Below are 21,761 nucleotides of genomic sequence, written 5' to 3' on the forward strand. Positions count from 1 at the left end.
CGGGTGAGCTCTGGAGTCGAGCCTGAGTCGACTCCAGAGTGCCGTCAGCTGAAGATCAGCTCGGGGCCTGCTGGGCCAACTCACGGGATGTGAGTTCGCTCAGCAGGTTCTGCCGATCGACCCTGTTGTCGGCCTGAAGCGCTTCCAGCGCCTGGAAGTACGCCTGATTGAACTCCGAATACCTGTCCTCAAGTGCAGTGCTTACGGCCTGGAAGTCTTCCTGCAGCCGGGTGAACTCGGCCGGGTATTTTTCCTCCAGGTAATCCCTCCAGTACTTGCGCGCCATCAGTTGCTGGCTGAACTCGGGTGTCTGCTCCTCGGCGATGATCCGCGCATAGGCCAGGTCGAGATCCGCCGCTGTCACCTGCGCCAGATTGGCATAGAGCATGCCTTTAGGCTGGCCGGGCAAATCAAGGCGTTGCGCCAGACCGATGCGATAAGCCAGGCGGATTTCCGCCGGATCGATATTCGGGTGCGCCACAATCCTGATCCTGGCGACTTCCTCGACTTGCGCCAGGCGAAACAGGCGCCTGGACAGGTTGAGCAGCTCGCGACCTTTATGTTCCGGGACAATGGATTTCAAGGCTTCGTACTCGAAGACCTCGACTTCCAGCTCGTTGAACAACAGGATTCGGCCATCGCCACAGGTCGCCCGATGCCGCAGCGCCTTCGCCAGCCCCATCAGGCGTTGGCTCAGCGCCTCGTCACCATAAGCGGATTCGAGAACGCGCCAGACCCGCTGCGTCAGGCCCAGGCGATCCACGCGGTAGTCTTCGGTGTGCTGCAGCTGCGAAAAAATATAAGCAAAATCCTGGGTAGTGTCCTGCGCCATCAAGGCGTTCCACATCGCATGCTTCTCCGAGTCAGCCGCCACGTTGTCGAACCAGCGGTCCTTTTGTGCAGTGGGTGTCTCCTGATCGGGATGCACATCGCCCTCACCTGCATCCGATGATTCTGTGGATTCGTAACCTGCCAGCAGGTCGTCGATTTCCCGGGAGGTGAACCCCAGCCCTCGTCCGGTTTCATGCAGGTAGCCCTGCAGGCGAATGAACTCGTCCGGCTCCAACATGTTATCGAGCAGGCTGGTACCGGCCATCAAGTTTGCATGCTGGGGCTGCAATGCCGCTGCAGGTATGGTGGAGATTTGATTGCCCGCCAGTTCCAGGGTTGTCAATGCTGGCGCTTCCAGCACCCCCGTCGGCCACTCACGCAGATTGTTGCTATGCATATCCAGGGTATGCAGTTGGTCGAGACCGGTCATATCGAACTCCCACAACTGGTTCTCACCCAGATTCAGCCATTGCAAGCGCGGCAGTGAGCGTAGCTGGCGTTGCAACGGCGCACTGGCGCGGATATCGCAATAAACGACGTTTAATCGGGTGAGATCTTCACAGCGCGTGACCGCTTCCGGCAAGCTGCCCAGACCGTTGTGATCGAGTGTAAGACTGCGCAGACGGGGAAATGAGCGCAGAAACGCATCCGAATGGGTCGAGAGCCCAACCCTTGTCAGATCCAGCTCGACGACATGATTGAATGTAAACGGCATGGCCGGCAGTTCGCCGATGATCAGGCCGGTAAAGTCAATAACGGTACCGGGCGGTGCACCCTCGCCCCCAGGGGCGTCCCGTAACGTGCTGCGCCAGCTTTCCAGCAATTTATCAGCCGCACGGCGGCGGTCCACCGCATTGATCCAGGTGCGGCCGTGGCGCGAAGCCGGGACATCGATCCACTCATTCAAACTTTTGATCAATTGAGAGTGTTGTTTTTCCCATTCGACAATGCGGTTTTCAATTTCAACCGCGCCCAGTCCTCGGTCGAGCCATCCCTCGGTAAGCCCGACGGCCTCGCGCTCGGCCAGTTGAGGATCAAGTCGTTGCAGTCGGGCAGCCAATGTCCCGGGGGCTTCACCGGGCGTCAGCTCCAGCGGTAATAAAAGATCGGGGCGCTCCGATGCTTCCACCGGAAAGAACTCGGGATCGCCACCGGTTCGACCGGCCTCCAGTTGCGCCCGAGTAATGCCCATTGGGGTCTGGGAGGGCGTGCGTTGCGCGTACGCGCGAACTGCCGCCAAACCATCCGGGCTCAGCCGGCAACCTTGCAGCGAGGTGATGCCCAGGAGTCGATCATGGCCGGTCATTGCAGCCACCGGGATGTCGGTGACAGCGCTGTGATTCAGGGAAAGGCGGTGCAAGTCGCGCAGCGATAGTACGCCTTCGGGCCATCCCGTCAGGCGGGTATGCCCCAGGTTCAGGCTCTGCAGGTTGGTCATCGAGCTGACGTCCAGGGCGCCGACCCGGTTGTAGGCAAGATTCAGCGTCTTCAACGATATCAAGCGGTTCAACCGGGACTGAGCCAACGGGGTGATCGTCAGTTCGTTGAACGCAAGATCGAGCGCGGTCAATTCCGTAAGCGTACTCAATATCTGGGGGATTTCGGTCAGTCGGTTGGCGCTCAGTTCCAGAGCTGTCAGCTTGGGGAAGCCCGGCAGAAAATCGCTGACTTGCCTGGTCGTTACGCCCATGCCGCTCAGGTTCAAGCGTTCGATATGGGCAAACACCGTATCGCCCAGTTCGGGCAGGTCCCCTATTGCCCCAAACCCGGTCAGGTCCAGCACTTCGCTGCCATTCAGGGGAGCTGCCCACGATGGTCCTGCCACGGCTTCGCGTGGCGCATACTGCGCGCGTAACCCGTTGCGCGCGCATTCGCGAACTCTCTCGGCAACCAGTTGACGATGGTGCAGTTGCACCTCTTCGGCACTCACCCTGACTGGCGTGTTCTGCCACGCGTCCAGCGCCAGATTCAACGCGCTTCGCTGTCGGTACAATGCATCAACCTGATCCAGCAATGCTACGCCCATTACTCCTTTGGCATTGAACCGGGCCAACGCCTGGGAAGCGAAAGAGTAATCATCCGGCATCAGTGATGACAGGCGCGCACGACAGTAGTGGTCAACCATCTGCGGTTCCTGAACCAAATGGGCCGGGTGATCGTGGACATAGTTGTAGGCCTTGCGGAAAGCTTGCGGCTCCATGGCACCCCAGTTCATTTTCAAGCCACGCCAGAGCGCCTCATGTCCGCTGTACAGCCCGGCAGGCAGCTCCTGAATCCGAACCGCCTGCAAGTCCAAAGCTTCAAGCCTGGGCAGGTTCAATACTCCAGAGGGCCAACTGTCCGGCTGGCCGGCCAATCGCAGGGAGCGCAGGCTCGTCAGCTTGCTGAAGTCCATCGCGACCCCATCGCCTTGAAGCGACAGGGCTTCCAGCTGCGTCATGCCCTCAAGCGCCTGCAGGAACTCGGATGTATAAACCTGAGCAATGCCGTTGAGATTCAATTCGGTTATAGCGGTCAACTCACCGAGCTTCCCGGCCAGGGCAACAATGTCCTGCCCGTGCACGGTGATTTCGAGTTTTTTCACCTGCGCGAATTTTTCCAGGACCGTCACTCCGGAGGCACCGGTAAGCTGGCTACTATTGAGTCGGACCGTGCGTACATGGCTGAAATCGGCAGCCCATTCGGGCAATGCGTCAGCCCCGCGCAAGTCCAGCTCGAAGGCGGGTTCCTGCCCTCGATACAGCCCGGAGCGCCAGCAGCGGAGTATCTTTTCCGCTTGCAACCTGCGCGCAGACTCGCCTGCACCAGTGCCGATCCAGGCGTTCAACTGTTGGTCCAGCGCCGTGAATTCCCGCTTGCGATTGTTCAGTAGATTGAACACCTGCTGGTGGCTATCCCCGGCGCTCAGACGACTCCTGACAAATTGGCTGGCTTGCGCGTCGGAAATGTTGGGGTAGAGGTCACGCACCCTGGTGACCAGCCCCGCATCGGGAAAACCTTCTCCCCGGCCGCTGGCCAGGTAACCGAGTTGGCCTGAGGGCAAGCGCAGGTATGGGCCAGGGCCGTCGACGGGACGTTGATTCAGTACCCGCGACATCTCCTCGCGATGGGTGCTGGCATAGCTGGCCAATTCCTGTTGCAGTGCCTGGCCCGGATTACCCTGCAGGTTCAGCCGGGTGGCTTGCGGTGCCACCTCCACCAGCGATTCGTATAGATTGCGCCCGTGCGCTGGCACGCTATTGAGCGCCCCTCCCTGAGCGTTGAACGCGCGATAACCACCTTCATGCTTGACCAGATAATGGCGCACGGTCGCGCTATCGCTCCCAACACTGTCCAGCAACGGCCCCCTGATAGATCTGGCACGAATTTCCACGCGTATTTGTGCTGTCCAACCGGGCAAATGCTGCAAGCCGTGCACCGCCAGCCGGTCACTGGCCACTGAAGCCATGCTTTCCAGGCGCATGCCGCAGAGCGCGCGGGTCAGGGCGCTCTGCTGGATATGCGGACGAATTGCCTTGGCCTGGCGCAGCGACATTTTTCCGTTGCTGCGCAATTGGGTCATCTCGCTGGCACTGGAGCCATTCAGCACTTCCCGGGCGGCCTCGGAGGATAGTGTGGGGAAAGTGCGCTGCAGTCGCTGGATATCCGCGTCCGGCGACTGCTCCGGGATATGAAGACGTTCAAACAGGGAATTTTTGCTGGTCAACGCCTGGTCGGCCAAGCGGTCCCTGAGCATCTGCACCGGGTCCGCACCTCTTTGCGCGCTGCGCGCCCCCAGCAATTGAACCCTTTGCTCTTCATCGAGCGCCGAGACGACGGCTTCTGGCAGTTTGCCGGCGCGGATTTCGGAACGCGTGAGCTTGATGGTCGGCCTGGTACTTTGCTGCGCTGCGGCAGAACCGTAGCGCTGGGAAGCGCCCCAACGTTCGGCGCCCTCGAAGACCTCCAGAACTTCTTCGACGGGCCAGTCTGGCAGCTCCAGAACCAGAGGAACGACAAGATCAGTTGCGCTGTCAAGGCGGGTGCCGGTGCGCAGCCCCACGACCAATTCGTTTACCTGCTGATCAGCCCTGAACGCCGCAATTGTCTCGGCCAGACGCGGTGGTGGCGACTGATTATCGAAGTGCATCTGGCGCAACGCATCATCACTGACCCCGCTAACCTGCGCGAGCTGCTGCAACTGCGCATCAGAGAAAGCCTCCATCTGCGGTCCCATGCGGCGCAACAGCGTCAAGCGATCCCACTCCAGCGGTCGCTCATGGAAGTGACGCCAGGCACCCCGTTGATTGTGATGTAACGTTGGCTGGTAGGCCCCGGGATCGTCGGGGTGCTTGATCCGCCACTGTTCAAGCGCCGGATCGAAGGTTTTCTCGAAGACCTCACCCTCAATTTTGATATAGGTTTTGCCCCCTACTTCGTATTGCCCCAAGGCGTTTGGCGTCAGGCCATCAAGCTGAACGGCACTCTCGTAGCCGGTCAGGACAGGATTCCACAGGCGCGACTCGCCAAACGGCGTGGTGATGGTGTGCATTCCATCGACGAACCGCGATGCAGTGATCGGTGGTGCCTTGCTCGCCAATGCGCCGAGTACGGCCATGAAGGCCACATTTCCCATCACCGACTTGAGGTGTCCCCAAGCCTCTTCGGCATCCCCCTCCTTCCACGCTTCCACCCCTTCATAGACCTCGTAACCCAATTGCACGACGGTCACCAGCAGCATCGCTTCGCCCAGGCCCGGAACGAAAAAGGCGGCGACGTTGAGTACATTCAGGCCCCACTCGGCCAGGTGTTTGAGGCGTTCGATCCAGGCCTGGTGGTCGACTGCGGCAGTTGGAATCGCCAGCAACCGGGCATTGGACTTGACCCTGGCCAGATGAGCCTCGTAGCGCGCACCGAACACTTCGACGTCGAAGTATGTTTCGCTCAGGGCCAGGTTGACGTCGTCGTTCCAGACCTCTTCGTACATGCCGCCGCTATAGGCCGCTGGGTTGTAGGGTAGGCCCGGATAGACCGGGCTGGGGTTCCATCGATGGGTTTTGAGCTGGGTCTTGAGCCGGCGGAAAAACCTCGGCGACTCGTCCTGTGGCAGCAAACCGGCGATGAAGCGCTGGAAGGTTCGCGAACGCAGGCGGATAGTCAGGTCTTTGGCAAACGCCCCGAGTGAGGAGAACTCCTTGACTGGCTGCCGCGGGTCGCCCGGCATGCAGACGATGATTCGCGCATTCGGCTCGAGCCCCATACTCCAGGCGGGTACCGGTAAAAACGCTTCGGCGATGTCCTCCAGCGTCGAAGTGGGTTTGCGGGTCACCGGGCCGATGATCAGCACATCGCTCAACTGCGAGCCCAATGCCGTCAATTGACTGCAGGCCACCGCTCGCCCGTCGATCATCGGATCGGGGCTGCCATCGAGAACTGCCAGCAACGTGGTATACGCCGAATGACTGAGGTCCGATTTCATCCGCGCGATATGCGCCTGCAGACGCATCATTTCCTTGTTTGCCGTAATCGTCTGCTCGCGCACCGTCGTACGGGCGCCGGGCGCATCGAACACGGCGCTCAGGTGATCCTGGTACTGCTGGCCCAGGTCCAGCTGCCGGCACAGGCTGGCGAACTCCCCCGGTTTGATCGACATTTTGTCGCGGATCTTGTAGCGCGTACTCCAGAACGGGTAACTGTTGCTTTCATCGTAAAGTTCATGCTCCATCGCTCCGGCCGGAGCCAGCGCACTGGTTTCCTGCAGGGAAACTTCATCAAACGGTTCATCCGCCTCGAAGTTGCGTAAAGCGGCCTGCAACAGAGTCTGCTCATCGGCCCGGTTGGGCGCGCGCAGATGGTAGAGCATGGTCTTGGTCACATCCGGCGACTGGCCGAAGGTCTTGTTCATGGCCTCTGTCAGTAGCGGCTTGGCGAATTCGGTGATGCCCTTGAAGTCTTTCAGGGTCTTGGCCAGCGCCCGGGTAGCACTGTTGCTGCTTACCTGGCTGTTGTACAACGCCAGGCGCATCGCTGGAGATGCCTCGGCGTATAGCAGCGGATAGTTTTTGGCGAACACCTGGGCGGGATACAGGGGCTGGGCCAGGCTGGCAATATGTGTGGGCGCGAGGTGTTGAATCCAGTCGGGCAGACGCTGCTTGATAAACTGAACATGAAATCCATGATCGACAGGTTTGGAGAGCTCGGGCATTAGGTAAGTCCTGATGACTGTTAGGTAAACCATCAGGAAATCACGGCCCTCAAGGCGCATGGCGGTACATAGTTATGGCGTGCACGAACCTTTCGCAGTTGCCCAAGGCTGCGTTCACCTACGCTGTTATTTGACTATGCTTACAGCTCACACCGGCATGACGAGGGGTATATGGACGATCCAGTTGACAACAATAAGCCGCCGACCTTCTGGCAGATGTTGCACAGCGTCATGGCGGCGGCATTCGGCGTGCAGAGCGGGAAAAATCGTGCGCGCGATTTCACCCACGGCAAACCGAGTCACTTTGTGATCCTGGGGATTCTGTTTACGGCGGTGTTCGCCCTGGCGCTGTTCGCCATCGTCAAGCTGGTGCTCTACCTGGCAGGTATCTGACGCGGTTCAGCGCATCAGCGTGTACCCGTGAATTGCGCGTAGGTGACCCAGAAGCTTTCCCGGGTCGCACCAGGGCTGAGGAACAGCACCGATTCGGCGCGCGCGGCCGGTCCCCAGGCAGCGCCGAGCGCCAGCAAAAAGGTGAAGCAGTAATTGAACATTGGTCGTCCGGGCCCCGAAAATCCGCCGCGCATTCTAGCCAGCGAACTGCGGCAAATCGGCCTTTACTGTGGGTTTTGTCCGACAATCGTCGAAATCAGGCCCGGACGAGGTCGGTTACTGATGGCTGACCCAGAAAATGGCAGTTCCAACGACCAGGATGATCAGGAACAAAATGGCCCAGGCATCCACCGTGCTATCGGGTTTTGAAGCTTTGGTAGAGTTGCTCATTGCATCGCCTCTTGTCGGTTTTATCGGTGATTGCAGGAAGACACGCCCACAGTAAAGCCGATGATTCCCCACACCACAAACATGGGTTTGGTAACAACGATTCTCGTTAGTCGTTTTGGTTCTTTACATATACTCAAACATCACTTTTGCGCATAACTACAAACTGGTATCTTGCCCCCGGCTCCGTTGGGAGTGCGCGGCCGTGCGCGCAGAATTGCCGAGGCAGTATCGGCTTCAGCAAGCCAAAAAAGCAGCTGGAACCGACCGGCCCAAGCCTGAGAACAGGACTTATATGTACGTATACGACGATTACGATCAGCGGATCATCGAGGACCGCGTCAAGCAGTTCCGTGATCAGACCCGACGCTATCTGGCAGGCGAGCTGAGCGAAGAAGAATTCCGCCCCCTGCGCCTGCAAAATGGCCTTTACATCCAGCGCTTCGCGCCGATGTTGCGGGTGGCGGTGCCTTACGGCCAACTGACTTCGCGCCAGATGCGAATGATGGCAAAAATTGCCCGTGACTATGACAAGGGCTACGCCCACATCAGTACCCGGCAGAACGTGCAGTTCAACTGGCCGGCGGTGGAAGACATCCCGGACATCCTGGCGGAACTGGCCACCGTGCAGATGCACGCGATCCAGACCAGCGGCAACTGCCTGCGCAACGTCACCACCGACCAGTTCGCCGGTGTCGCCGCCGACGAGCTGATCGATCCGCGCCCGTGGTGCGAAATCGTCCGCCAGTGGACCACCTTCCACCCGGAATTCGCCTACCTGCCGCGCAAGTTCAAGATCGCCGTCAACGGTTCGACCTCCGACCGTGCCGCCATCGAAGTCCATGACATCGGCCTTGAGCCGGTGCACAACGCCGCGGGCGAACTGGGTTTCCGCGTGCTGGTTGGCGGTGGCCTGGGCCGTACGCCGGTGGTGGGCGCGTTCATCAATGAGTTCCTGCCGTGGCAGGACCTGTTGAGCTACCTCGACGCCATCCTGCGGGTCTACAACCGCTATGGCCGTCGCGACAACAAGTACAAGGCGCGGATCAAGATTCTGGTCAAAGCCTTGACCCCTGAAGTCTTCGCCCAGAAAGTCGACGCGGAAATGGAACACCTGCGCGGTGGCCAGACCACGCTGACCGAAGCCGAAGTGCATCGCGTCGCCAAACACTTCGTCGACCCGGACTACAAGGCCCTGGACAACCAGAGCGCCGCGCTGGCCGAACTCGACCAGCAGCACCCGGGCTTTGCCCGTTGGCGCGTGCGCAACACCCTGGCCCACAAGAAGCCCGGTTATGTCGCCGTGACCCTGTCCCTGAAGCCGACCGGCGTTGCCCCGGGCGACATCACCGACAAGCAGCTCGACGCCGTGGCCGACCTGGCCGACCGCTACAGCTACGGTCAGCTGCGTACTTCCCACGAGCAGAACATCATCCTGGCTGACGTCGAGCAGGACAAGCTGTTCGCCCTGTGGGGCGAGTTGCGCGAGCAAGGTTTCGCTACGCCGAACATCGGCCTGCTGACTGACATCATCTGCTGCCCGGGCGGCGATTTCTGCTCCCTGGCCAACGCCAAGTCGATCCCGATCGCCGAATCGATCCAGCGCCGTTTCGACGACCTGGACTACCTGTTCGACATTGGTGAACTGGACCTGAACATCTCCGGTTGCATGAACGCCTGTGGTCACCACCACGTCGGCCACATCGGCATTCTCGGGGTGGACAAGAAAGGCGAAGAGTTCTACCAGGTTTCCCTCGGCGGCAGCGCCAGCCGCGACGCCAGCCTGGGCAAGATCCTCGGCCCGTCCTTTGCCCAGGAAGCCATGCCTGACGTGATCGAGAAGCTGATCGACGTGTACATCGAACAACGTACCGAAGACGAGCGCTTCATCGACACCTACCAGCGTATTGGCATCGACCTCTTCAAGGAACGCGTCTATGCAGCGAATCATTAAGAACAACGAAGTCGTCGACGAAACCTGGCACACGCTGCCCAAGGATTTCAGCATCGACGAGATCACCAATTGCGACGATTACATCGTCCCGCTGCAGTTGTGGCGTGAGCACAGCCGTATGCTCCTGGCCCGCGACGGTGGCTTGGGTATCTGGCTGGACGCCGATGAAGAAGCCGAGGAAATCGGTGAAGACGTGGCGCAGTTCCAGGTCATCGCCCTGAACTTCCCGGCCTTCACCGATGGCCGCAACTACTCCAACGCCCGTTTGCTGCGTGACCGTTACGGTTTCAAAGGCGAACTTCGGGCCATTGGCGACGTGCTGCGCGACCAGTTGTTCTACCTGCACCGTTGCGGTTTCGATGCGTTCGCGATTCGCGCCGACAAAGACCCGTACGAAGCCCTGGAAGGTCTCAAGGACTTCTCCGTGACTTATCAGGCCGCCACCGACGAACCGCTGCCGCTGTTCCGTCGCCGCTAAAGCTGGCGAGTTTGCTCGCGAAGGGGTGTCCAGCCACATCAGTGGCAACGGACACACCCTCGCGAGCAAGCTCGCTACTACCCTGGTTAATGTTCTCCGACCGGAAACGGTTGCCCCATCGCTACCCAGTTGGCGTAAAGCCTTGCTCGGTCTTCCAATGCGGTGAATACCGCGATCGGGTTATTGAAAGCGCCCCCCGGCATCGGAGGATTCAGGGTCAATTGCCCCCACAATTCATCCGAAGCATCCGCTTGCGCCAGCAGCTGCCATACCCTTGCCTGAAGATCCGGATAATTGACCACGAAATCCGGAGTGAGGGTCAATGTATTCATGGTCCCTAGTAACCGCATACCACGAGGCTTCAGCGCCACGCTATTCCAGACCTGAAGCCTCAGACCGCGCTGCCCCGCCTCAATGCCGGCTAACCAGGCCGCCGGCTCCGAATAGTCAGGCCTCGGCGCACTCAGCCACAGGTTGATGCCCGTTTGCTGGCGATGCGTGATTAGCCGTTGCAGGGTGTCCTCATCGGTTAACGGGTTGTTCCACAGCAGCACCCGGTCAGGGGCGATCGCTTGATTAAGTACGGCCTGCGGGACACGATGAATCTGGTTACCCCTTAAATCCAGGGTTGTCAGGTATGGCTGATCCATGATCCCGACGGGGCACCTCGTGATGCGGGCATTTCTCAAATCCAGAGATCGCAACTGGTTCATTCCCAATACAACGGGAGGGATGTCCAATGGATTGTCGCTCAGATCCAGCGCTTGCAGATTAACCAACTGACTCAATTGCCCTGCCGTATTTTCCCTTAACGTCAGGTGAGTGGAGCGCAAATTCAGCGAAGTGAGATGCTGTAACTGAGGAATTACTGGCGGCAACACGCTTTCCAGTTGCCCATTAAGGTTGGGTAATCGCAGGTCCGTATCTTGCAGGTTCAATATCCGTAAGTTTGGAAAGCCTTCGATAAAGCCGTTAAGCGTTTGCGCTTCAATCATGTGAAAGTGTTGAAGATTCAACTCGACGACATCATTGAATCGCACATTGAGCTCCGGCAATCGATGGAAGTCTTCGTGGCTCATATTCATCGTGAAGCCTTGGGTATGGTTCCCTGCATAGTGGCTATTTTGCTGCGGATTGCGTTTTTGTAAGATTGCAATCAATTCATCGGCCAGTTCTTGCCTGGTGGCGAGCTCACTCGCTACCGTAGTTTGCAGCAAATCGAAATTATGAACCGCAATTTCCCGGACTGTCCGTCCCACAGCCTCAGGATCCCCGGCTCGCAGGAAGGGGATGTCGGTGTCGTAGACGTCAACCCAGACCTGCATAAACCAGGTGTCCATATCCACATGCAATTGCTGCAACCGCAGTTTTGCGCTGTCGATATGAGCCTGAACATCGCTTCCAAGTCGCTGCAATATCAAATCGGCGTCTTCATTGGAAAATTCCGGGTAGATCTCCTTGAGTTGTAATCTCATCACATGATGAGTCAGCTCCGCATTTTGAAAAGTACCCGGGAATGCTCCCCCTCTTAACCCCTGCGCTTCAAAGGACAGCTTCGAGTCCATTCTGGCAAGACCAACGGCCAGTTCTGAACGGGACAACAGTTGATCGTTGACTTTAACCTTCAATTGCGCCGCAGGGGTTTTGGACGTCAATCCCAATGCCGAACACTCGTCCCCGGACAGAATCTCGACGACCGCCTCATAAAAATCTGTCGCAGCGGCAGGCTGAGTGGACAAGTCACTGTGAAGATAGCGCTCGCCGGACTTGACCACTGTTCGGCAATCGGGCGTGTCCAGTGGCCCACTACGATCCAGAAGCCGACCACCGATCGAACCTTCGCGGACTTCAATTCGCATACCCTCAGGCCAACCAGGCACGTACTTCAATGAGTGCAAGGCCAGGCACTCCGCCTCGGGGTTGGCGATCGAGCGCAGATAAAGACCTTCATAAGCACGATTGAGGCGCACATGTTGCTGATATTGGCGAGCCTTACTGTCCAACTGATTGAACAGCCGTTTTGCTTCGGTAACATCCGGCAATGCCTTGAGATCAACGCCGTAACGGTCAAGCATCTGTTCCACGGCAGCTCTGGGTAAATCGGGATACTGTCGTTGAAACAACCGCACCCATTCGTTCTCTGTCTTTTGCAGTTCCTGATAGCGACGATCGAACAACTCGGCACGTGCAGCGGGTGAGTCAGCCAGCCCTGCTACTTCCTGATCGATCCTGAAGCGATTAATGGTGTCGGCCAGTAACGGGGTCGGCGCACGTCCTGCCTGCATCAGGCGCAGCATGTCATCGTCGACTGCGCTGACCCTGCCAATCTGAGCCAGCACTTCGTCACTGAATGTGCCTGCCGGAACACCAATTCCACGCAAGAGATCGGTACGCGTCAGCAATGGCAAGGCCGGCGTAGTGTTGATGTCTGGCCCGGAAACAATACCTGCCTCGGGAAATTTCGACGATTCGCCGCTGCCTTGCCCTGCTTTGGCCAAGCCCGCCTCCCCAGCCCCTTCGTGGCTGATCGACGCCGCCTCTGCGACCAGCGGCAGCGCATTGAGCACGCCGAACACCGTGCGAGTGATACCTTGCGAACGCTTGTCGGCCGTATCACCGTTGATGGCCTGGTCCAACCCGTATCCGGCATCGATCAGCCCGGCCAGCGCCAACACCCCCTCGCCGCCCGGTACAAACAATGCCAACGGACCAAACTGATTGACCCATTGGACGATCGGTTCGACCACGGCACTCAGATTGTCGCGATTGACTTGCGCGTCGTCACGGATGGTTGTGACACTGTCCCGTTCCGCCCGCTTCATCGTCAGCACAAGCTGTGCGAACGGATCGGTCGCCGGTGCCTGATCGTCGAAGCCGATGTAATCGGCGGGATCCCAATAACCGTCATTGTTGAAGAAGCCGGCATTGTTGGTCAGCCAATGCTTTTTGGGGTACATCGCCATGCCGTCCAGCGCGGTCAGCACACCCGCATGGAAAGTGCCATCCTGACGATCATCCTCGGTAAAGTGGGACGCCAGGGCCTGCTTCGTGTCCTCGACGTTGCTCTGTTTCACCACCCATTGATGCAGCTTCGAGACGTCAGTGAACTCATGCAGCGGCGAAGAATTGCCCGGGATGTACACCAGCACCCGGTCACTCGCCGCTTCGCGAAACATCCAGATATCGATAGCGGTATAGCGATAAAGCTTCAGACGGCTCGCCGTGACCTTAGGCGGCATCCGGGTGGGTGCTTGCAGCTGTTCGATTTTCAGGTTTTCCCAGGGCTTATCAGGTGGCAGACCCGCCGCCCGTAGCGCCAGCTCCACGCCCTGTGAGCTCAGGCGTCGCTCCTGCCGTTGCAGCCACGCCGCCATGACAAACGCTGCCTTGACCAAGGTTCTCAAACCACAGGGCTGGGGGGCGACGAGGACTTCATCTTCAGGCCAAGCCTGATCAAGGTACGTTGCATACAGGACCTTCAGGTCCAGTTCCCAGACCCACTGTTTGAACTTCGCAGGCCTCAAGTCGATCTGCGTGAGCGGCCCATAGGCTTGTGGCGTGGTTCGGCGATAGATGCCTTCATAGGTCTGGTGATTGCCACTTCCGTGGTCGGCAAACTCATCGACCTTGTCCACGATGCGTACGGCGGGCCCGACATCGGGCGGTGCGTACAAACCGAAGGCGTTCTCAGCGAAACGACCGTCACCCACGGTTTGATAGTTGGACAACAGTGTCTGCAGCAATGATCGGGAACTGGCCACTCGGCCCTGCTCGACACCTTCGAGTGCAGGATGACCCTTGAAGTGGTAATCCAGGGTCACCAGCAAGGCCGTGCGCGGATCGATGTCCGCCCCCCATTTGTCCTTGATCACACGCTCGGCAAATTCCCCAGGGGTCTGTGGCAAGGTCATGTCGAGTACGGCTTTCAATTCGTTACGCAGGCCCGGCGCGCTTGGCGCATTCGCGCTGCCTTTAGAAAGAGCGGTCATGACGATGCCTCCGACTGAGAGCTGATACCGGGAACCACTGGTGCGGGATGACGAGTCAAAGCCTGCGAGGTCAGCTGCCTGAACAATGTCCGTCGATCATTCTTGAAATTGTCGACAACGGCATTCGTGCGCTGGGTAGAGACCTCTCGAGTCAGCTGAGGTTGTCCGTCGATTTGCGCAAAGCCCAACGCCGCCCGGTCGGTGATCGCCAGGAACTGATCAGGGTGAGAGGCTTCCAGATACTCCGCCCAAAATCTCTGCGTGAGCATCCATTCCTGTAATGCGCTGGTCCCTTCGGCGGTCAGCACGCTCTGATAAGCCTGTTCCAGGGTCGCCGCGGAAACTTCGACGTTCCATCCCGACAGTATCGACCGGGGCTGAGACGGCAACGCCAGGCGTTCGGCCAGGCCCACGCGATAGGCAAGGCTGATCTCCAGGGCGTGGGCGTAGGAGGCAGACTCGGAGCCAGGCCGCGCATTGATATCCGCCAGGGCTATCCCTTCGACTGCCTGCAGCCTGAACAAGCCCCGCAGCAGAGTGATGAGTTGCTGCTCCAGCGACTCGATGCCGGTAGTGGCCGCGACCTTGGCTCGGTAGCACAACACCTGGACTTCCATCTCGCTGAAGATTGCCGAATAACCATCTGCGCTGAACCGGCCGACCTGAGCCTGGCGAAACAGCGAACGTCGCAGCCGATCATCGGTGGCAGCGGCCTCCATGACATTCCAGACCCGTGCACTGAAGTGGCTGTAGACACGGGTGAAATCGGCCGTGTTCGACAACCGTGCCAGTACGTCGAAAAAGCGACTGGAATCAGGGTAGGCCTGTAATGAATCCCACAGCCTTTGCCTGCGCTGCGCCTCCACCGAGCCAAGTCCCACCAGCCACTCCAGGCTCTGTGCCTGGGTCGGGCTATATGTACCGGGCCTGCGGTACTCAGAGGCAATGATTCCCAGGCTCATACCGGTATTGCGCTGGTGCTCGGCGACCTTTTTCAGGGAGTCGGCGGACAACGGGTTGCCATGAATATTGATTCCCCTGTTCTGCAACGCGTTACCCTTGAACGCCTCATCCGGCAGGGTCTCTATCTGGTTGTCGCGCAAGTCGAGTTCGCGCAGCTGCAGCAATTCCGAGACTCCCGCAGGCCACTGGGTGATCCCGGTCCCCCGCAGGTTCAGTTGTTCCAGGTGTTGCAGTCGGCTGACATCGGGGACCCTGGTCAGTGCCGCATTGAACGACAAATTTACCGATTCCAGGCGGGTCATTCCTGCCAACAGCGTCACCGACTCGGTGGTCAGCTGGATCAGGTTTTCGCTCAGGTCCAGCTGCACCAGCCTGGACATGTCACCCAGGGCCAACGGCAACCTGGTCAGGTGATTTGCGCGCAATGACAAGTGGCGAAGATTGCGAAAGTTGTGCAGAAAGGTGTTCAGTCCGGCGCTGGCACCAACGCCGTTCATCACCAGGCGGCCGACATGACTGAAGTCGCCGACAATGACCGGTAGATCGCCCAAAGGTTGGGCATCGAACATCAGTGTGGAAAGAAGCGTGTCGCCGGACTCGGTGAATTCGGGCTCTTTGCGCCAGCAGCGAATGATCGTCTGGGCGGTGCGATATTTGCCGATACTTGCGACCTCCTGCCTTGAGCCATCGGGCTGCTGGTGCCAGGTTTTACGCACGACCCACTGGCTCAGGACCTGACGGATCGTTTGAAATTCCAGCCGCAGCGCTTCCAGCCTGGTCAACACTGCAATTTCGTTGGTCCCCAGGGAATTCACCAGTGCATGTATCTTTGTCGGGGAAAGCAGCGGATACAGCTCCAGCGCCCGACGCACCACGACGTCGCTGCTGGTATTGATCAGCATAGGGTCCGGTCTGCCGGCTCCAACTCCGGTAACAGGTCGGTCGGCCAGTCTCATGGGAGACGTATAGCCCGACCATAGCGGCAAGGCATCGACGACTTGCGCAATGGCTGTTCGCCGGGTCAAGGCCAGCTGGGTTATTTTCTGGCGCAATGCGGCGCCAGCGTCGTTCGAGCTCACTCCCAGCGCGTCCTTGCGTTGGGCCGAGAGTCCGTGCCACAGGGCCTCGAAATAGCGTTCCCGGGTACGTTTGAGAAATGTTGTGGACGTTGTCTCGGCATCGACCGAGACACGGTATCCATCAGCCAGAATATCGACTCGCACCTTCTGCGCAGCTTGTGCCGAGCCGATACTGACCAGTCGGTTCACTGCACTTGATGGCTCGCTTATCTGCACCCACGTATCGTCGGTCCAACCCGGAAGTTGCTTGAGGGTATCGAGGACCAGCTGGTCCGTGGACATGCCTCCCGTCGAGCCCAGGTACAACCCTTCGTAAGCCCGACTCAGATGCGTCACCTGCAGATAGCGGCGCGCCTCCTCAGCCAGCCGCAAAGGTACGTTGCCAGCCTCCAAAGCTTCCAGTTCACCCGCTTGGGCATATCTCAGCAGTTCCTCGGCAATGGCCCGGGGAAGATGGGTAAATTGTCCCATCAAGAACGTTACCCGGGCATCACTGGTGAGTTCGCTGCGCTGGTAGATGCGCTCGAACAGCTGAGGCTTGTGACTTTCAGCCTGTTCGGCAACGATCCTGGCCAAGGCCGTTTTCTGGACTGTCGCGTCCGCAGAGTTGGTGCCCAGAAGCCTTTCTCGTTGTGTCTTGTCCAGGGCCGACAGCAACGAGGCCTGGAGTTGCCCCCTGCGTAACACGTCTTGATTGAGAGTGATGATTTTCCCCGCCCCGGCAGTGATCGTGCCATGCAGATCGACTTGCCGACCGGCAGCATTGACCACCTTTACTGCGTAGATGCCTGGCCAATGGCTGGAAGCAGTGAGCAGGTGCAATTGCAGATCAGGGTCTGCCTGGGAAGCCCTGGACGGATCGTTGATCTGCCCGATAAAGTCCGTGACTGCGGCGTCGGCGCGAAATCGTTGCACGGTATCGACCAGCAATGCCGGAGGCTGACTGCGGTCGACGTGGGCTTGACGCAACACAGAATCATCGATGGCGCATGCGGAAAGTATTTGCCGGGCCGTGGTATCGGACAACTCATCGCGGCTATAACCGAAACGGCGGAACAATTTGAGCCGGTCCCATTCTTGCGGCAGCTCCGAGTCATGGCGCCATGCACCCACATCGTTGGTTTCAAGCACAGGTGAATAGGTCTCGTCGCTCCCCACCGGGGGCAGCACTTCCCATAGATCCGTGGTGGCTTTCGGGCGAACGGCATACAGGCCGGTATCGATTGGCAGGTAGGCCTGGCCGCCCAGCCAGTGCAGGCCCCTGGCATCCGCTGCCAGTGTGCTGGGCAGGCGCAGACTTTGCTGATATACCGCCAGATCGGGATTCCACAGGCGCCCCCGTGAGTTCTTGCCGGGGATTTCCCTCAGGCGCTCGACGAAAACCGAGGTCCTGATGGATGTGAAAATTCTGCCAGCGGCCGCCGTACCTGCCGCGAGAGCCGCCATCAGGATCAGGTTTTCCAAGGTATCAAACAGGCAGTCCGTGGCCTGTTCCTGCTCGCCCTTGGCCCAACTGGCGATTCCCTCATACACCTCTGACAGCGTCTGCAGGGCCGTCACAGCCAACAGAATGTGGCCAACCACCGGTACGAAAGAGGCACCAAACAAAAGAATGTTGAGGCCGATGTTTTTGTAGGTCTCAAGTCTGTCAAGGCGGGTTTTTTCGTCTTCATCGTCCGTTGGCACTACCAATAGCCTGGCGTCCGCCAGCACCAGACTGGTGTGCTGACGAAACACCTGCTGAAACGGATCACCCTGGATGTCGACGCCAGAGACGCTGACGAAAATGCTGCTGACAGGTAACGGTGAGCCGCTGGGCAACGCCAGGCCTTTATCAAGGGCAAGCAGAAACGCCGAGCGCTCACCCAGTTTGATGTAGCGCATGAAATGTTGGCGGAAATCGTTGACCCTCAATCTCTGACTCAACTCCAGCTCAAAATCACTGAACGAGGCGTATTCCTTCAACGGGTGCAGCGGGTCATCCGGCAAATAGACCACGCAGCGGTTATCGACATCATCGTGTTCGTCTACCGGCCCGATAAACAGCGCGCCATTGATAGTCACATCACACATCTTCAACGCCTGGTAACCCAGTGTGTTGTTGCCCAAATTGAGCGATTGTCGAGATTTGACGCCCTGCAAGGCCTCGTGCATTTCAACACTGATGGCCTTGGTCATCAGCGCTACATGTCGCTTCACGTCAAAGCTGTTCTTCGCGTGCGCAACATACTTCCCGGATAACCCGTCCGCCTCGACGGCAGGTTCAAACATTGATTTGATATGCGCCTGGTATTGCTTGCCCAGATCCAGTTTGCGGCATAACAACGCAAACTCATGGGGTTCAATGGCCAGCACCTTATTGACACTGCCGGTGATTTTTTCGGGAATGTATATCGTGGATGTATCGCTGTAGTTTGCGGAGAGTGTTTCGCTGAGTTCGAAATTCTCGCAGGCCGCAGACAGCAAATCCCGGTCAATCGGCAATACCAGCTTCTTGCGCAAGCCCAGCAGGCTGGAGGTTGAGCGTACGTGCTGGAACACCACGCCCACTGTTTCAAATGGCGTGCCCAGCTGGTCCGACATGGCTTTGGCGAGTAGCGGCGTGCAGAAGCTTGCAGGCGATTGCAGCCCCTTCAGGCGACTGGCCAGTTCACTTCTGGAGTCATGGCTGGCGGTCAAGCTGTCATGGAGTTGACGGCGACGTTCACTTGATGCGGTCAATAACCAGGCGGGGACATTGGATTTTATCTGGTCAAAAAAAACACCCTTTTGATCTGGCGTCAAAACGGGAATGTTGGGTGTTGCGGGTTCAGCAGGCATGATAGATCACTCGAAACTGACGGAGAACATCAGCTTATCGAGCCTTTTTTTTTAACTGCCCTACATATGTATAGCCATAAACAAAAACGGCCCGTTTCATTGCACAACAATGAAACGGGCCGAACGTTAGTTGCCGTTGTTACCAGAAGCGTTGTTGAGTCAACCGGCTCCACCAGCTCAGCAGCAGGCGATCGACCGAACCGCTGGCCGCCATGCCGATACGTTCCTGCAAGCTTTTACGTTCGGCATAGTGCAAGTGATACAACTCGGATTTTTTCGCCCGTTCCGCCAGGTACTCGTCGCTGGTCTTGAGCTCGTCCACCAGTTGCAGATCGAGCGCCGCGATGCCCAGCCAGATCTCACCAGTGGCGACCTCATCGATGGCCAGTTGCGGGCGATAACGCGAAACGAAGTTCTTGAACAGCTGATGGGTGATGTCCAGGTCTTCCTGGAATTTTTCCCGGCCTTTCTCGGTATTTTCGCCAAATACGGTCAAGGTGCGTTTGTATTCGCCGGCGGTCAGCACCTCGAAATCGATGTCGTGTTTTTTCAACAGGCGGTTGACGTTGGGCAACTGCGCCACCACGCCGATCGAGCCAAGGATGGCGAACGGCGCGCTGATGATCTTCTCGCCGATGCACGCCATCATGTAGCCGCCGCTGGCCGCGACCTTGTCGATGCACACCGTCAGCGGCACGCCAGCGTCACGGATGCGCGCCAGTTGCGACGACGCCAGGCCGTAGCTGTGAACCATGCCGCCGCCGCTTTCCAGGCGCAGCACCACTTCATCCTTCGGCGTCGCCAGGGTCAGCAGCGCAGTGATCTCGTGGCGCAGGCTTTCAGTGGCCGAGGCCTTGATGTCGCCGTTGAAGTCCAGCACGAATACCCGGGGTTTGGCGTCGGGCTGTTTCTTCTGTTTTTTCTCGGTCTTGGCCTGGGTCTTGCGCAAGGCCTTGAGCTGGTCCTTGTCGAGCAATGTTTGCTCCAGGCGTTCGCGCAGCCCCTTGTAGAAATCATTGAGTTTGCTGACCTGCAACTGGCCGGCTGACTTGCGTCGACCCTTGCTGCGCAAAGCCGCAAAGCTGGCCAGGACCACCAAAATGGCGATCACCAGGGTCACGGTCTTGGCCAGGAAAACGGCGTACTCGGACAAAAACTCCACAGGGACTCCTTAAACGTTGCGCGGCATGCAAGCGCGCGGGATATCACCAGCATACCCATGCGCCGCCCCTGCTACCAGCCGTGAAACCTTTGGCAACAGGGCTCTAACAAGCATTTCAAACAAGCGTATGTTTTTTCATTGACAGCTCAGCGCCATCCCCATAACCTCGCCAAACCTTCAACGTACCGGGATGACGCGGACGTGGGCAGCATCTATTTGATTCGACATGGCCAGGCCTCCTTTGGTGCAGACGACTATGACGTCCTGTCGCCCACCGGTATTCGCCAGGCGGAAATCCTCGGCCGGCACCTGGCCGAACTCGGTATCAGCTTCGATCGGTGCCTGTCGGGCGACCTGCGTCGCCAGCAACATACGGCCAATAGCGCGCTCGAACAATACGCCGCCGTGGGCCTGCCGGTGCCGATCCTGGAGACCGATTCGGCATTCAATGAATTCGACGCCGACGCGGTGATCCGCGCCCTGCTCCCGGCGATGCTGCCGGACGAGCCCGAAGCGCTGAACATTCTGCGCAACGCCGCACAAAATCGCGCCGAGTTCCAGCGTATTTTCGCCCTGATCATCGAACGCTGGCTCGCCGGCAGCTATGACACTCCGGGCCTGGAAAGCTGGCTGGGTTTTGTCGAACGCGTGCAGGCCGGTTTACAGCGCATCCTCGAACTAGCCGACAACACCCAGAAAATCGCCGTATTCACCTCCGGCGGCACCATCACCGCCCTGCTCCACCTTATTACGCAAATGCCGGCAAAACAGGCTTTTGAATTGAACTGGCAAATCGTCAACACCTCGCTCAACCACCTGAAATTCCGTGGACGCGAGGTGGCCCTGGCTTCCTTCAACAGTCATGCGCACCTGCAACTGCTGAAGGCCCCGGAACTCATCACGTTTCGCTGAGTCCGGACTATTGTGACTGTAATCACCCAGCACTTATTACCCTGCTCTAATTACCAAAAAAAGGATCAAACCATGACCTCCGTAGCAGATGCCGTACAAGCAATGAAAGCCAAGTTCAACCCAGCCGCTGCTGCCGGTCTGGACCTGGTCTTCGGTTTCCGCATCGACGAAGACAAGAACTTCTCGCTGGTCGTCAAGGACAGCACCTGCGAACTGCTGGAAGGCGAAAACCCGGACGCCCAGGTGACCCTGGTGATGGATGGCGAAACCCTGGAAGGCATCGTCAGCGGCGAAACCGACGGCATGCAGGCATTCATGGGCGGCAAACTGCGCGCTGAAGGCGACATGATGCTGGCGATGAAACTGTCCGAGCTGTTCCCGGCCTAAGCGCGCCGCTTGCGACTTTCGCAAGCACGCCTGGCTGCAAACGAATCCCGCCCCTTGTGGCGGGATTCGTGATTTTCGGCGCATGGAAACAGCTACCTGTGGATTTGCCGTCTATATTCCTTCTGGCCGCATGCGGCTGCTTTGAACTGTTTGCCCTCAACTTACGTTTCGCGGAGGACTGACATGAGCCCACCTGAGGATCACAACGGCATCAACCGCCGC

Annotated in this window: 10 protein-coding genes; 5 read left to right on the plus strand and 5 right to left on the minus strand. The window is 58.5% G+C overall.

Translation table 11 applies throughout. From position 1 onward, the window contains the following. Nucleotides 1–55 precede the first annotated feature (55 nt). On the minus strand, nt 56–7,015 hold the full coding sequence (locus ACA054_RS17740; RefSeq protein WP_497685409.1) for an NEL-type E3 ubiquitin ligase domain-containing protein: 6,960 nt from the start codon (nt 7,013–7,015) through the stop codon (nt 56–58). Between the two features lie 171 nt (nt 7,016–7,186). On the opposite strand from ACA054_RS17740, the gene ACA054_RS17745 reads away from it, so the two are divergent. After that, the gene (locus ACA054_RS17745; protein ID WP_497685410.1) at nt 7,187–7,408 is read left to right on the plus strand and encodes a DUF2970 domain-containing protein; all 222 of its coding nucleotides are present in this window, start codon (nt 7,187–7,189) and stop codon (nt 7,406–7,408) included. 14 nt (nt 7,409–7,422) lie between these two features. Here the strand turns inward: ACA054_RS17745 and ACA054_RS17750 are convergent, their stop codons facing one another. Beyond that, nucleotides 7,423–7,569: a hypothetical protein gene (locus tag ACA054_RS17750; RefSeq protein WP_497685411.1), complete on the minus strand. Its 147-nt coding sequence runs from the start codon at nt 7,567–7,569 to the stop codon at nt 7,423–7,425. A 521-nt stretch (nt 7,570–8,090) separates the two neighbouring features. Between ACA054_RS17750 and ACA054_RS17755 the strand changes: the two genes are divergently transcribed. Both ACA054_RS17755 and ACA054_RS17760 read left to right on the plus strand, forming a co-directional pair. Beyond that, nucleotides 8,091–9,749 carry a nitrite/sulfite reductase gene (locus tag ACA054_RS17755; RefSeq protein ID WP_497685412.1) on the plus strand — a complete coding sequence of 553 codons (1,659 nt, stop codon included), beginning with the start codon at nt 8,091–8,093 and terminating at the stop codon, nt 9,747–9,749. Continuing rightward, nucleotides 9,733–10,227 carry a DUF934 domain-containing protein gene (locus ACA054_RS17760; protein ID WP_497685413.1) on the plus strand — a complete coding sequence of 165 codons (495 nt, stop codon included), beginning with the start codon at nt 9,733–9,735 and terminating at the stop codon, nt 10,225–10,227. Before ACA054_RS17755 ends, ACA054_RS17760 begins: the two co-directional genes overlap by 17 nt. Before the next feature lie 86 nt (nt 10,228–10,313). Here the strand turns inward: ACA054_RS17760 and ACA054_RS17765 are convergent, their stop codons facing one another. The 3 genes from ACA054_RS17765 to sohB form a co-directional block, all read right to left on the minus strand. Further along, entirely contained in the window at nt 10,314–14,216 is a 3,903-nt protein-coding gene (locus ACA054_RS17765) for a leucine-rich repeat domain-containing protein (protein ID WP_497685414.1), read from the minus strand. Continuing rightward, a complete protein-coding gene (locus ACA054_RS17770; protein WP_497685415.1) occupies nt 14,213–18,979 on the minus strand; it encodes an NEL-type E3 ubiquitin ligase domain-containing protein in 4,767 nt (1,588 codons plus the stop codon). The genes ACA054_RS17765 and ACA054_RS17770 overlap by 4 nt, the downstream gene beginning before the upstream one ends. Before the next feature lie 238 nt (nt 18,980–19,217). After that, nucleotides 19,218–20,240 carry a protease SohB gene (sohB, locus tag ACA054_RS17775; RefSeq protein ID WP_497685416.1) on the minus strand — a complete coding sequence of 341 codons (1,023 nt, stop codon included), beginning with the start codon at nt 20,238–20,240 and terminating at the stop codon, nt 19,218–19,220. Nucleotides 20,241–20,441: 201 nt separating this feature from the next. Between sohB and ACA054_RS17780 the strand changes: the two genes are divergently transcribed. Continuing rightward, on the plus strand, nt 20,442–21,152 hold the full coding sequence (locus tag ACA054_RS17780; protein ID WP_497685417.1) for a histidine phosphatase family protein: 711 nt from the start codon (nt 20,442–20,444) through the stop codon (nt 21,150–21,152). 72 nt (nt 21,153–21,224) lie between these two features. Then, nucleotides 21,225–21,539 carry an SCP2 sterol-binding domain-containing protein gene (locus ACA054_RS17785; RefSeq protein WP_497685418.1) on the plus strand — a complete coding sequence of 105 codons (315 nt, stop codon included), beginning with the start codon at nt 21,225–21,227 and terminating at the stop codon, nt 21,537–21,539. Nucleotides 21,540–21,761 lie beyond the last annotated feature (222 nt).

The organism is Pseudomonas sp. LBUM1653 (genome assembly GCF_059716115.1).

What these genes read in the sequence shown, in the direction of transcription:
- ACA054_RS17740 (WP_497685409.1), bottom strand. Translation starts at nt 7,015, where the DNA reads ATGCCCGAGCTCTCCAAACCTGTCGATCATGGATTTCATGTTCAGTTT.
- ACA054_RS17745 (WP_497685410.1), top strand. Translation starts at nt 7,187, where the DNA reads ATGGACGATCCAGTTGACAACAATAAGCCGCCGACCTTCTGGCAGATG.
- ACA054_RS17750 (WP_497685411.1), bottom strand. Translation starts at nt 7,569, where the DNA reads ATGTTCAATTACTGCTTCACCTTTTTGCTGGCGCTCGGCGCTGCCTGG.
- ACA054_RS17755 (WP_497685412.1), top strand. Translation starts at nt 8,091, where the DNA reads ATGTACGTATACGACGATTACGATCAGCGGATCATCGAGGACCGCGTC.
- ACA054_RS17760 (WP_497685413.1), top strand. Translation starts at nt 9,733, where the DNA reads ATGCAGCGAATCATTAAGAACAACGAAGTCGTCGACGAAACCTGGCAC.
- ACA054_RS17765 (WP_497685414.1), bottom strand. Translation starts at nt 14,216, where the DNA reads ATGACCGCTCTTTCTAAAGGCAGCGCGAATGCGCCAAGCGCGCCGGGC.
- ACA054_RS17785 (WP_497685418.1), top strand. Translation starts at nt 21,225, where the DNA reads ATGACCTCCGTAGCAGATGCCGTACAAGCAATGAAAGCCAAGTTCAAC.